The organism is Cerasibacillus sp. JNUCC 74 (assembly GCF_053667775.1).
Map to the genome: position 1 here is coordinate 3,623,175 of NZ_CM132207.1, position 13,720 is coordinate 3,636,894.

Genomic DNA, 13,720 nt, shown 5'->3' on the forward strand with positions numbered 1-13,720 from the left:
ACTAATATGGTTATTCATAGTAAGATTAATTATATTGAAACCTTACCATGTCTATAATTCGACAAAAATCTACAATTCGATATCTAATTTTTTAAGGATGGAGTCCGATGTCAAAAATGCCTACACAAACCAGGATAGTAAAAAGAAAAAAAAGAAAGTTAAGGAAAAGGGCGTATTTTATATTAATTCCACTAATCCTTGGATTTTTTTCGGTAGTAATTTACGCTTCATATTTATATATTAAAGCAGATAGTGTCTTGTCAAATTCTTATGAAGATGATGGGATGGATAAGTCTGCTCTTAGAGAATCAACAGTAGATCCATCAGTAGATAATGTTTCTGTGCTCATTATGGGAGTTGACTCTAGCGATCTGCGAAAAAATGAAGATAACGCTAGAACAGATACTTTAATGGTAGCTACTTTAAACAAAAAAGACAAAAGTATAAAATTAGTCAGTATCCCACGTGATTCGTATGTCTATATTCCAGAGGTTGGATATGAGAGTAAAATAAATCATGCTCATGCCTATGGAGGAACTCAGGCCACTAGAGAAACAGTAGAAAGGTTATTAGATATACCTATTGACTATTATGTAAAAGTAAATTTTGAAGCTTTTATTGAGGTAGTCGATGCAGTAAATGGTATAACCGTTGACGTTCCATATGAACTAAGAGAACAAAATTCAAAAGATCAAGCTAATGCTGTTCACCTTCTACCGGGCAAACAAGAATTAAACGGTGAAGAAGCTCTAGCCCTAGCTCGAACTCGTAAGCTCGATAATGATATTGAGCGCGGAAAAAGGCAACAGGAAATTATTAAAGCTATAGTAAAAAAAGCCGTTTCGGTTAATTCAGTATTGAAATATGATGATATTCTAGAAGCTATCGGTAGCAATATGACAACGAATATGACTTTTAGTGAAATGAAAAGTTTCATTGCTTATGGTACAGAAGGAAAACGTCTTGACTTTGAAACCTATACACTTGAAGGAGCAGATTATCAGCAAAACGGATCTTATTACTGGCAGCTTGATGATACTGCCTTAAGTGAAACTCAAAATATGCTTAAACGTCATCTTGATATTCAATAAAAGCCACACATATGTGTACAAAATTCACGGTTACTGTGTGTCGATATGAGAAAACAAAAATTAATAAGATAAAGATATAAGAAAATCGTACATTCCCATTTTATTTTTACTTTCTAAAAAGATAAAAGTTTAAGGTTCGTTAATCTTTGGTTTTATAAGTCAAAGATTAACGAACCTATTTTTATTTACAGAAAAGTTATTTATGTTCTAACATTGTTCTTACCTTTAAAGCTTCTAACTACTTGAGCTGGACTTTACAATTTATGTTTTAATGCTTTTAAAAAATTGGTCAATGGCTTATAATTGCTACTAATCAACTCGAGATTTTCAATTAGCAATTGCAGGGACACCATTGAAATAACAAAAATAACTATTCCCCCCCACAATGTTGCCATTGAAAATAAAATACCGGCAGCGCTGAACATAGTGCTTAGTGCATAAATTAATAATACTGTCTGCTTATGCGAAAAACCCATCTGCAATAATCGATGATGCAAATGAGAACTGTCTGGGCTTGATAATGGTTGACTATTCACATACCTTCTTACCATTGCAATTAATGTATCCGATATAGGTACAGCCAGGATAAATACTGGAATAAGAAAAGAGACAATCGTTACACTTTTAAAACCTAATAATGCCAACACCGAAATCATGTAACCCAAAAATAAAGATCCCGTATCTCCCATAAATATTTTTGCGGGGAAAAAATTATATCGCAAAAACCCAAGTGTACTAAAAAATAGCACGAACGCGAGAGTAACTACGTATACATTTCCCATACTTACCGCTATTCCGGCAATTGTAAACAAAGCTATTGCAGATACTCCTGCAGCAAGCCCGTCTAGTCCATCAATTAAATTCATTGCATTGGTAACGCCTACAATCCAAAATATGGTTATTACTGAACTCAGTAGCCCAAATTCAATCTGTCCCCCAAAAGGAAGGTTAACAAATTCCACCTGTAATCCTCCCCCAAAAACGACAAATGAAGCTATAAAAATTTGAGCAACAAACTTGAATTTTGGCGGTAAATCAAAAATATCATCAAGGAACCCTAAAATAATAACTAATGTTGCCCCTAACATAATGGCTAGATGATAATCACTTTGGGGTTGTAAGATGGTTATTCCCAATAAAAAACTTATAAATATACTCAACCCACCTAAAGTAGGAACAGGGTCTTTATGAACTTTTCTGTTATTCGGCCTATCTTTAACATCCAAGAATTTTGAAATTGCTATAATAAAAGGGGTTATAATAAGCGAAAATAACAGGGTTACTCCGGCGAGCAAAGCTATTTTTAGCATAGAGCCTACCTCATCCCCTATCATATAAAATATCAATTTTAGATCCGATAAACATGGCAAATATTATCATCAAAATTTCGGATAAAAAACTTATCCTCAATAGTAGTAATGTACCCTTATATTTAATAAAAATGTACGAATAGTTTCATCTAAAAATTTCCAGTAATTATATAAAATAATCGCCAGCATCATTGTCTTTTCAAGATAATTTTTGTGAAAAATAAGTACTCAATAAAGACACCTATCCATTTGATCAATATTTTACATTTAATGTACTGATATCATTTGTTTTATTTTTTTATTTATTTATGTATTCAAAGCGATGAAAACAAATATAAATGATGTATTCATCAACCAACACGTAATGCCAAGATAGACTTGTTATTTTTGTTTCCAGTTGAATAAGTAATTAAACGATATATGATGAGCGTGATATAAAGCTTGTTTCACATATACTATTAAAAAGCTATCTTTTTTCTTATACTATAAACCATAAATACCTTAACATATAAAGAAAATCAAGCAATGAATTTCGAGAATTCAATTGCTTGATTTTGGGTAATTTAAATGAAGTATAAACACGAATACTTCAGTTTTTATATTACTCTATAAGGATTTGATGTTTATTCCATAAGTTATACTCCAAGACAAAAAATTATAATTGAAGAGATTTAAGGGCTTCCTGCTGTTTTTTATACGCCTCATCTCGATAGGCTTTTTTCTCCTGCTTGGACATCTTTCTATAATCTTTTAAAAACTTCTCATATTTTGGTAAAACATCTTCCACGGAACCAAAATCTTTCACCATACCGTACTCCAACCACAATATTTTTTCACAAAACTGCCTCATTTGTCCTATAGAATGACTAACAAAAATCATTGTTTTTCCTTTTTCTTTAAATTCCATCATTTTGTTTAAACTTTTTTCAGCAAATGCCTTATCTCCTACTGATAGGGCTTCGTCTATAATCAAAATATCAGGATCAACATTAACGGAAATAGCAAAACCAAGTCTTGACCTCATTCCACTGGAATATGACTTAACAGGTTGATCGATAAACTCTTCTAATTCTGCGAACTCAATAATTTCTGGTTCTAATTTTCTTATTTCTCCTTTATTAAAACCTAACATAAGTAACTTTAATTCAATATTATCTCTTCCTGTCAAGTCATTTTTTAATCCTGCGGCTACCGCAATAAGAGATGCCTGTCCATTTATTTCTACACTACCTGTTGTTTCCGGAACAATACCGGCAATGATATTTGATAAGGTAGACTTTCCTGATCCATTTATACCTACAAATCCAATAATGTCTCCTTTTTCAGCCTCAAAGCTGACATCAGCTAGCGCATAAAAATCTTTACCGTAGCTTTTAGGCATAATTAAATCTAGTAAACGTTCCTTCGCATCTTTATATAATTTATATTTTTTTGATAGATTCTTTGCAATAATAGCTTTCTCCATTTTCATCACAAGCCTTTATAAGTAGTCAATAAAATGCCTACGGAATTTCACATGTAACATAGATCCAAATAGGAATAGTACAATTACAATTCCCCAAAAAATTAAAGTATACTCCCAATGAGTAATAAAATGCCATTCAGTGCCAAACAGTGCAGCTCGATAACCTTCAATCAAATAATAAAGTGGATTTAACTGCAAAATCTTAAATATATCAGGGAATTGGTTGGCCAATAACGATAACGGCCATAACAGACCAGATAAGTATAAAAGCATTCTTAATGCTGAGTTTAATAACATATGCACATCCCTAATAATTGTTGATAGTGTTGAAGTAATTAATGAAAGTGAAAATATCAGGGATAAGGCTGCAATTATATAGTAGATTAACTGTAAATAATAAATAGATACAAGGTATCCACTCAAATTTAAAATAACAATAGATATAGCTAGCATGATTAAATGAATGTAAAATTGAGAAAAGATAACATAACCTGGTATAATACTCATTGGAAAGTTCATCTTTGATAGCATTTTTAATCGAGTATAAATGGATTTAGAACCTTGTATTATACCTTGGTAAAAAAATGTCCAAAGGAAAAAAGCTGCCAATAACCAACTAAAAAATTCTATTTCTTCTCCATTCATAATAATCGGCTTTCTAGACCTAAGGGTAGCAAAAACAAACCAATAAATAGCTATCTGTATTGACGGATTTAATACTTCCCATAGTATTCCTAAATAGTTACTCTTATTATTACTTCTTAGTTCATACATGGAAAGTCTTCTTACTAAATAAAAATGATCTACTTGTTCTTTTATAACCTTTAATGCAGATTTCATCTATATAAACCCTTTCAAGTATAAAATATACTTTCTCTAACGCTATTAAATTATACAAGCAAAAGTAATAAAATACAATTAAATTTATAGATATAAAAATCAGACCCGTGCTCTTAAGGCCTGATTTTTATATCTATTTCAGAAATACTTCATTTACTACTCGTTCACTAGCACTGCCATCTTCTAAGTAACAAAATTTCCGATAGAATTCTTCTGTATTTGTGGAAGGCTTAAATCCTTGCCTTTCTATTTCCAGTACTTCCCTAATTATTTCTTCAGTTGTTTTTACTAAAGGTCCAGGGGCTTTTTTCTCAAAATCAAAATAGAAACCACGAAGATTATCCCTATACTCTTCTATATCGTAGACATAAAAAAGCATTGGTCTTTTTAAGTTAGCGTAATCAAAGAACACAGATGAATAATCGGTAATTAACAAATCAGCTATTAAATATAATTCCCGAATATCCTCATACGTTGAAAAATCATAAACAAAATCTTCATATCCTGTAAGGTCTAAATTTTCAGCTACTAAATAATGAAGTCTTAATACAAGTATATATTTTTCATCTAGCTTTTCTTTCATTAGATCTAAATCCATTCGTAGATTAAACTTATATTTCCCCTTTGCATAAAATTGATTATCCCTCCAAGTAGGAGCATATAAGATAATCTTTTTATCTAATGGTAGGTTGTTAGATTTTTTTATATTATTTATGCTTTCTTGGTTATTCGAATTAATTAGAAAATCGTTTCGTGGATAACCAGATTCTATTATCTTTCGTTCAAACTGAAACGCTCTTTTAAATATTTCTGTTGAATATGCATTTGGGGATATAAGGAAATCCCATTTGCTCGATTCTTTTATAAAATTTTCCTTGTATTTTGTGGTATTTGTTCCCGGCATATGAACTTCATCCATATCGGCTGCCAATCTTTTTAAAGGAGTACCATGCCATGTTTGCAAATATTTCGTATGCTTTGGCTTAGGTATCCACAATGGTAATCGACTATTAGAAACCCAAAATTCAGCTCGAGCCATAAGAAGAAGCCATTTTACAGAAAATCGTCTTACCGCTTTAACATTTTTATCTTTAAAAACATGTGTATGTCTTCTATCCATACTCCAATACATATCAAAATTCATCTTATTATTCATCATATATTCATAAATTGCTCTAGGGCTATCACTAAATTGTTTACCATGGAAGCTTTCAAACATAATTGTGTTTTTCTTTCTCGGCAGTTTAGATAATAATGAAAAAACAGCTTTATAAACTCTTCTTAACTCTTTACTTCTTCTAATTTTTATCCACTTTTTCCTCATGGATCTAACCACTTCATTCTTAAAATTATATTTCGATGCTTGAACGGAAAGATATTTCGACTTTTTAGTAGGCTTTACTAAAAACTTTATCTTATGATTATTAAACTCGATAATTTTCTTTTTGGGAAATTTCGATAAATGGTGTAAACGTATTCTAGTACTTCTTAATACATCCATTTGATCTTCATACTGATAATACATAATTAGATAAAATTTAAAATAAACTTTGTTATCTAATTGGTTAATTTCATTTATGAGTTTCTTTAAGTTAACTTCTCCTTTTATTCCTATATCCAAAATATTCGTATTACAATAGTAATTTTTTGCTAAATCCTCTCTTTCATATCTCCTTACAGGCAATTCAATTTCATGTTCATTAAAATTATTAGCCACTACTAATTTTAATTCATTCACTTGTACTTTATTTGTTTTATAGTATGGGGGGAAATTAAAATACCCGGAAAAGGAAAAGTTATCATTCTCTAAATCAACTGTTTCAAATTTAGAACATAAGAAATAATCATTTAGTCTAAAGGATATATTCCCGTTTCTAGTAGTGTAAGGATAAAACATTTTCTTTTCTTTTTCATATATAATTGTTAAAAAGCGAATATTATCATAATTACTTTTTATTCTACTTTTATAAACGTCCCCGCTGTTTTTTTTTCGAACAAGGTATAAATCCCAAATAGTATTTTCTAAAAAGATTTGTTTATAATCATTAAAAGGAATTTCACATCGGAAAATTTGATATTCTTGTACCTCTTGAATTTTAGTATAGTTTAAAGACAACTGATTACTATTATAACGTTCTTCTAATATAAAAAAACACTCTTCTATTTCATGAAGAAAGCTATCTTTTATAGAAACCGAAAAGTCATAAGTATAATTTTTAAGGGTAATATCCAAAATTTGGTTATCCCTTATGTTCTCTAAATCCATGTTACAAATAAGGCTCCTCTCTATTGCATATCTATCAATATTATATGGTGGTTTTTTTTAATTAGCAAACTCTTATCTTTTTTTCTCTTTTTAAACTTATAAGTAAAAAGCCGGAAACGGTATATATTGGATCAACGTCAATATTTCAGGCGCGAAAAAGTCAAGTATGTAGATTTTCCATTTTTTAAGTCGTTTTAGCCAAATGCTACCATGAATGCTTTTACAATTATACCAGCCTAAGCTGTATTGGAAAAATTCAATGGATTTATATATTGAGTTTCTTTTAGCTTTAGATTTTTTTCTGAATTTCAGCTACTTCTTTTAGTGGAAAGTAAATTTTTATCAATACCATCAAACTCGAGTAAAATCCTTAATCCAATTATAAATCGATACTTCGAAAGAACATATTCGCAACTTAGATCTCTAACTAATAACTAGAGTGATATAATTTAATAACCATTTTACAAAACATCTTTATATCCTTCCATTTTTTATGTTTATTTGGACACATCCTTCTCCTAAGATTGATTGTAATACTTAAAACTAAGATGTGTCCATGAAGGGGTATACTAGTATCAAGCTATAAACTTATAAGTTACATGTAATATGGTTATAAAAAATTAAAGTTGGACAAACAGCCCAATAAAGGGTACGTACAGAAAGTACCCCCTATAAATAAAATCGGAAGGTCTATCTCGATCTACTGCAAAAAATAAAACGTTCACTATCTTCTCTTAAAAATTAATTCTTAAGCTATAAACCAATCAAAGTAATATAACAAAAATTTGTAGACTAATTTAATTACTTAGCTATAACATTATGAGACGATTATCTGTTTAACAACATCTATTCTTCAATTTACCAGGAAATACTTTTTATTTCTATACTTCTATTCATCCAATATCTAAGAATCTTTAATAATCCATCAATAAATAACTAAATAGTTCACTTTAAGAAACATACAGACTTTTAATTAAAAGATATTAATTTAATTGTAATCTTCCCTACTGATATATTTCAAGCCAATTTCTTCTATACCTTTCCTCACTAAAGGTTTCCTTTACTTTCAATGCACTTGCAGATAAAGATTTACTAAGATTTTTATCCTCCATTACTCTTATTATTTTTTGTGATAGTTCTTCTCTATTATTTTCTTCAACTATATAGCCATTAACGCCATCTGAAATTATATCTTTTGGCCCATATTTAAAAGCATATGCAATAACTGGTGTACCTGCAGCCATGCTTTCTGTAATAACCATCGCAAATCCTTCTTGTCGAGAAGTTAAAATTGAACAGCTTGCCTCTTTGTATGATTTTTGAGGTGTACTGGTAAATGGTTTTAAATAAATATTATCCTCTAAGCCTAGCTCCTTAATTAATGATTGAAGTTTTTCTTTCATTTCACCATATCCGTAGATATAATACTTTGCTTCCGGGATCTTTGCAACGACATGTTTAAATGCTTTGATTGCTTCGTCTAATCTTTTTACATCATGATACCGTGCTAAAGTTACTGCAAGCTTCTGATTACGCTTGACAGCATACTCTTTTTCCTTATTTATATAAGTCGAATGTGGAATTACTGTAAAATTATTGTTTTTTCCGTACACATTTTCTACATCACTTTTCTGTTCATTTGTCAAAAATACTATTTTATCAAAGTACTTTGCATTTTCAAAAACATAGTGACTACCTGGTTTTATTTTGTTAATATCATTGAAAGGTTCAGAGAGATGACTTGAATGAAATACTTCTATTTTTTTGATATTCTTATGTTTAACATTAATAAGTAACTTAGAGAACCTCCTTAGTTCGTTAGATACTACGGGATATTCAATTTCACTTAAAATATGATTCACCCATTCTAATTGACAATGATAAAACTCTGGATATTCTTTCGCTTTATTTAGGAAAGTTGCCACTCTTCCTTCTTTTCCTGTCTCTGAATTTATATGCACACTTAAAAAACACTTTCCTTTATTATCAAAGTATTGATCATATTTAGGTTTGTTATTTAAGATATCCATATGCCGTGTTCTAACCAAAATACCATGTTCATTAAATTCTTCTCGCCGTTTCCTCCTTCCGCTTTCGTCCATATAGTCAATAAACTTTAAAGACCCATTTGAGTTAAACCTTTTATATTTGACATATAAACCATCTTTATAGTATCGATATGAGGGTTCCTTTTGTAGTTTTTCTACTGGAAGAACTACAAATCCCCTCTCTTCTATTTGTTGAACTTTTTTATTCTTTCTAATATTTTTATTCGGTTTTATATTTTCAAAAAAGTTGTATACTTTTACTTTCTTGCTTAATATTTTTTGATTGTATAGCTGCTGTATTATTTGATTATGATATTGTTGATAAAGAAACGTTATGATAAGAACCTCATTGTAATGTTCTGCCAAAAAATTAGCACGCTTTATTGTAGCTTTTGTAATTCCTCCCCGTTGAACATTCAATGAATTAACGATTATTACAGGTGTAATTTTTTTCAATTTCATTCACTCCTTCATAAATTGGATTTTATTGAATTAAGGAAGTTATAAACAATAGAATTAAAGATTAGTTTTCTGAAATATAAAATTACCTTGCTGCTTCCCTATTAAAACATAAATACCTAAAAATTAATTTTACTATATATCTTTTTTCTAATAAACCATTCTTCTCCTTTTTTTAGTACTTTTTTTCAAAGCATATTAAATAGTTCTGTTTTCAGAATGTATTTTATTTTGAAATAAATATTCCTACTAATTTCTAACTATTGCACTTAACTTAAAATGTTTAAAGCATCGAGATTCTTATTTTTAAAAATTATCAACTGTAGTGCTGTTTTTAATGGAGAATTATTAAGGTTTTATTAAAAAATCTTATTATATTTTGTAATAAAAAAATGAACCCTTTCAAAGAATTACAGAGCTCTTTTCAGGGTTCATTTAGTAATTTTTTGCAAATAGTTTATTAGAACACTGCGATAACTATTTAGAAGAATAAGAAGGAACATCTAAACGAACATTTATTATTCCTAAATCTTTATATAAATTGTACATCGTATATACTTGCTTCACTGCCCAGCCGACATCTGTAGCATATTGATGTGAAGGTTTTCCTGCTACCATTGCGGAAGGATTCCAACGCATTTTATATAAAGTATTTTGACCAGATTTCACGTAGCTATTACCTATAAATTTAGCACCACCAATAATCGCTTTCTCTGGTGTAAACCAACCCTCTCTATATGCTGTAAACGCGCCTCCCTTTAGAGCATCGCCATCTACAGCCCCATATCCATACATATTATATGTTGTTTTTATTTGAGTTAGTTCTTTCCTATTTTTTGATGTAACCAACACTAGATTACCATTTTTATTCTTTCCTACTTCAATCCCATTTGCTAAATCCGAACGACCGTTTCCTGTTTCTAACAAAGCATGTGACAATAAATAAATATCGCTTATTCCATGTGTTCTACTTGCATCTATAAAGGCTTGCCCTTTTCCTTCTAATATTCCTTTCCCTTTTAAATAATTATTTAAAAGAGTAACTGATGCATTACTTGTTTTTGAGAGATCTAAAAACTGAAATCTAAGTATCGTGTCATTTATAAAGTTATTAGGGTTAAGGTAGTACAACACATCATTTTTACTAGCGTCTACCCAACCAGCACCTTGAAATTCAATTTGATACCAATCACCTATTTTACTTAACACCTTAACCTTTGTCCCACGAGTAAGTTTACCGACAACTTTTTTTGATGTGGCAGGACCTGTTCTTACATTTAAAACATCAGCAGTTACTTCATTCTTATTATTTATATACTTTGCTGAAACATAAGCATATGGTTTATCAGTTTGCGGCGGAGTTGATAATGCCATTTGCATTTTAACTGCTTCTTCCAATGTAAGATTATATCTCGAATAATATATACTGTCAGCAGCTATAAATGATTTATGCAACCATACTGTCTTACCATTAAGCTGTCCGCGATACCAGATATTGTTTCCTACTTTTTCGGTTAAGTCTACTTTAAATTGCATACCCGCATATGGTGACATATCTTTATATACTAGATTTTTGCTACCTCCCCATGCTGTGTCGTACGCACTTCCGGTTCCTTTAAAATAAAGCGTCTTTGCTTTCCTATCTACTCCGGTATGATTGTGAGTGGAAAGGTCGGATGCCTTTACCCAGCCTACTACACCTTTGGTAGAACTTGGCTGTTTACTAATTAAATAGTAAGTATTACCCTGATAGGTTGTCTGTGCTTTAATATAGTAAACCGCATTGGTATACGTGGATCCTGCTTGCTTGGAAGAAGAAAAATTATCATTATATATTTTTACCTTACTGCTTCGAATATGTCCTAATTTACTTATGGTAATTTCTGATCTGAGGTAAGAAGAATGTAACCAAATTGTCTTACCATTAAGCTGTCCGCGATACCAGGTATTGTTTCCTACTTTTTCGGTTAGGTCTACTTTAAATTGCATACCCGCATATGGTGACATATCTTTATATACTAGATTTTTACTGCCTCCCCATGCTGTGTCGTACGCACTTCCGGTTCCTTTAAAATAAAGCGTCTTTGCTTTCCTATCTACTCCGGTATGATTGTGAGTGGAAAGGTCGGATGCCTTTACCCAGCCTACTACACCTTTGGTAGAACTTGGCTGTTTACTAATTAAATAGTAAGTATCACCCTGATAGGTTGTCTGTGCTTTAATATAGTAAACCGCATTGGTATACGTGGTTCCTGCTTGCTTGGATCCAGAGAAATCGTCGCTATATATTTTTACTTTATTGCTTCGAATATGTCCTAATTTACTTGTAGCTTTTTTATCTACTTCAGCTACTTCTTTTAGATAAGAAGAATGTAGCCAGATGGTCTTACCATTAAGCTGTCCGCGATACCAGATATTGTTTCCTACTTTTTCGGTTAAGTCTACTTTAAATTGCATACCCGCATATGGTGACATATCTTTATATACTAGATTTTTACTGCCTCCCCATGCCGTGTCGTACGCACTTCCGGTTCCTTTAAAATAAAGCGTCTTTGCTTTCCTATCTACTCCGGTATGATTGTGAGTGGAAAGGTCGGATGCCTTTACCCAGCCTACTACACCTTTGGTAGAACTTGGCTGTTTACTAATTAAATAGTAAGTATCACCCTGATAGGTTGTCTGTGCTTTAATATAGTAAACCGCATTGGTATACGTGGTTCCTGCTTGCTTGGATCCAGAGAAATCGTCGCTATATATTTTTACTTTATTGCTTCGAATATGTCCTAATTTACTTGTAGCTTTTTTATCTACTTCAGCTACTTCTTTTAGATAAGAAGAATGTAGCCAGATGGTCTTACCATTAAGCTGTCCGCGATACCAGATATTGTTTCCTACTTTTTCGGTTAAGTCTACTTTAAATTGCATACCCGCATATGGTGACATATCTTTATATACTAGATTTTTACTGCCTCCCCATGCCGTGTCGTACGCACTTCCGGTTCCTTTAAAATAAAGCGTCTTTGCTTTCCTATCTACTCCGGTATGATTGTGAGTGGAAAGGTCGGATGCCTTTACCCAACCTACAACGCCTTTTATAGAACTTGGTTGTTTACTAATTAAGTAATAGATTTCATTGTTTACTTTTGCCTGCAACTTAATGTAGTATACAGCATTGGTATATGTACTACCAGCTCTAAAGGCTTCAGCATTATCAGCATTTGGATAAATTTTTACATTTTCATGTCTAATATGCCCTAATCTACTAGTTTTACTTTTATTTACTAACGACAAATTCAATTTGTTAGAAACAGACTCTGTTTCAATATTATTTTTTTGCGGTTCTTCCTTGTCAATAGTTTTTCCATTTTGTAACTCTTCTTTATTAACAGTTACTTCATTTTCTTCATGTATTTCTTCTGCTTGACTTTTACTTTCTCTTACGCTTTCTTCTACACTATCAATTTCATCTTTTTTTGCATCTTCACTTTCGATTAAGGTATCCTCATTAGCCTTATCATCTGATTGTATATTCACCTCCTGTTTATCTGGTACTTGTGAAGAGTCTTGAACCTCTACTTCACTGGTTGCGCCCGCAAAATGTTGTGGACTAATAAAGCTCCACAATATGAGTGCAACAATTAATAAAACCGATAGTTTCCTCATTCTACTCCCCCCTATATTATTTGCTCGGGTTTACATCTTATATCGGTTAGTCTAATAACTTATTAAGAGCAAACTAAACAATTATATAATAACATATTTTTTTTATATATAAGTTCAGACTTTTAGTATTTTGAAATTATTGACTGAACTTTGGCGCCATTCACTTTTTTGAAATATGATTATATCCTTCTTTTCCTACGATAGAAAAGATCTGTTTTGCACAGTCCATCTGAAGTTACATACTATCAACTTTCGTTCCATTTAAGAAGCTTTAGCTTTCTTAAAGCATACAAATGTAGAAAGTATCAAAAACATTAAATTCTACGAAATATTGTTTTATTTTATTCTACAAATTTCATAGATATTTAACATTTTATTCACATTTTACTTTGATTTGTTTCAATATTTTTGATAGAGTTAATTGTAAAGTTTATTTTAAAAAAATATTGTCATATTTTTCAAACTAAACAGTCAAAACGAACGAATACTTAACTACGGTTCGCTTAATTTTAAAGGTCTTGCTTATTAAGCTATTGTTAACTAATTGTAAATACAAAGTAAATTAATTATAGTATAAT

7 protein-coding genes are annotated in these 13,720 nt (G+C 30.9%); 1 reads left to right on the plus strand and 6 read right to left on the minus strand.

Annotated features, from left to right (window positions below; all coding sequences use genetic code 11):
- Positions 1-107: 107 nt before the first annotated feature.
- Positions 108-1,091: an LCP family protein gene (locus JNUCC74_RS16175; protein ID WP_143695741.1), complete on the plus strand. Its 984-nt coding sequence runs from the start codon at positions 108-110 to the stop codon at positions 1,089-1,091.
- Positions 1,092-1,345: 254 nt separating this feature from the next.
- Here JNUCC74_RS16175 and JNUCC74_RS16180 read toward each other — a convergent pair whose 3' ends face one another.
- The 6 genes from JNUCC74_RS16180 to JNUCC74_RS16205 form a co-directional block, all read right to left on the minus strand.
- On the minus strand, positions 1,346-2,401 hold the full coding sequence (locus JNUCC74_RS16180) for an MraY family glycosyltransferase (RefSeq protein WP_454066113.1): 1,056 nt from the start codon (positions 2,399-2,401) through the stop codon (positions 1,346-1,348).
- A gap of 655 nt (positions 2,402-3,056) precedes the next feature.
- On the minus strand, positions 3,057-3,866 hold the full coding sequence (gene tagH, locus JNUCC74_RS16185) for a teichoic acids export ABC transporter ATP-binding subunit TagH (RefSeq protein ID WP_077318919.1): 810 nt from the start codon (positions 3,864-3,866) through the stop codon (positions 3,057-3,059).
- A gap of 15 nt (positions 3,867-3,881) precedes the next feature.
- A complete protein-coding gene (locus JNUCC74_RS16190) occupies positions 3,882-4,706 on the minus strand; it encodes an ABC transporter permease (protein WP_077318444.1) in 825 nt (274 codons plus the stop codon).
- Positions 4,707-4,839: 133 nt separating this feature from the next.
- Positions 4,840-6,972, minus strand: coding sequence for a CDP-glycerol glycerophosphotransferase family protein (locus JNUCC74_RS16195; protein WP_454066114.1), 2,133 nt, complete (start codon positions 6,970-6,972; stop codon positions 4,840-4,842).
- Between the two features lie 1,004 nt (positions 6,973-7,976).
- Entirely contained in the window at positions 7,977-9,476 is a 1,500-nt protein-coding gene (locus tag JNUCC74_RS16200) for a glycosyltransferase (RefSeq protein WP_179104294.1), read from the minus strand.
- Between the two features lie 480 nt (positions 9,477-9,956).
- Positions 9,957-13,142, minus strand: coding sequence for a GW dipeptide domain-containing protein (locus tag JNUCC74_RS16205; protein WP_454066115.1), 3,186 nt, complete (start codon positions 13,140-13,142; stop codon positions 9,957-9,959).
- Between the last annotated feature and the right edge of the window lie 578 nt (positions 13,143-13,720).

Bases quoted from the DNA above. Each gene is read 5' to 3' on its own strand.
- JNUCC74_RS16190 (WP_077318444.1), bottom strand. From the start codon at position 4,706: ATGAAATCTGCATTAAAGGTTATAAAAGAACAAGTAGATCATTTTTAT.
- JNUCC74_RS16175 (WP_143695741.1), top strand. From the start codon at position 108: ATGTCAAAAATGCCTACACAAACCAGGATAGTAAAAAGAAAAAAAAGA.
- JNUCC74_RS16205 (WP_454066115.1), bottom strand. From the start codon at position 13,142: ATGAGGAAACTATCGGTTTTATTAATTGTTGCACTCATATTGTGGAGC.
- tagH (WP_077318919.1), bottom strand. From the start codon at position 3,866: ATGGAGAAAGCTATTATTGCAAAGAATCTATCAAAAAAATATAAATTA.
- JNUCC74_RS16180 (WP_454066113.1), bottom strand. From the start codon at position 2,401: ATGCTAAAAATAGCTTTGCTCGCCGGAGTAACCCTGTTATTTTCGCTT.
- JNUCC74_RS16195 (WP_454066114.1), bottom strand. From the start codon at position 6,972: ATGGATTTAGAGAACATAAGGGATAACCAAATTTTGGATATTACCCTT.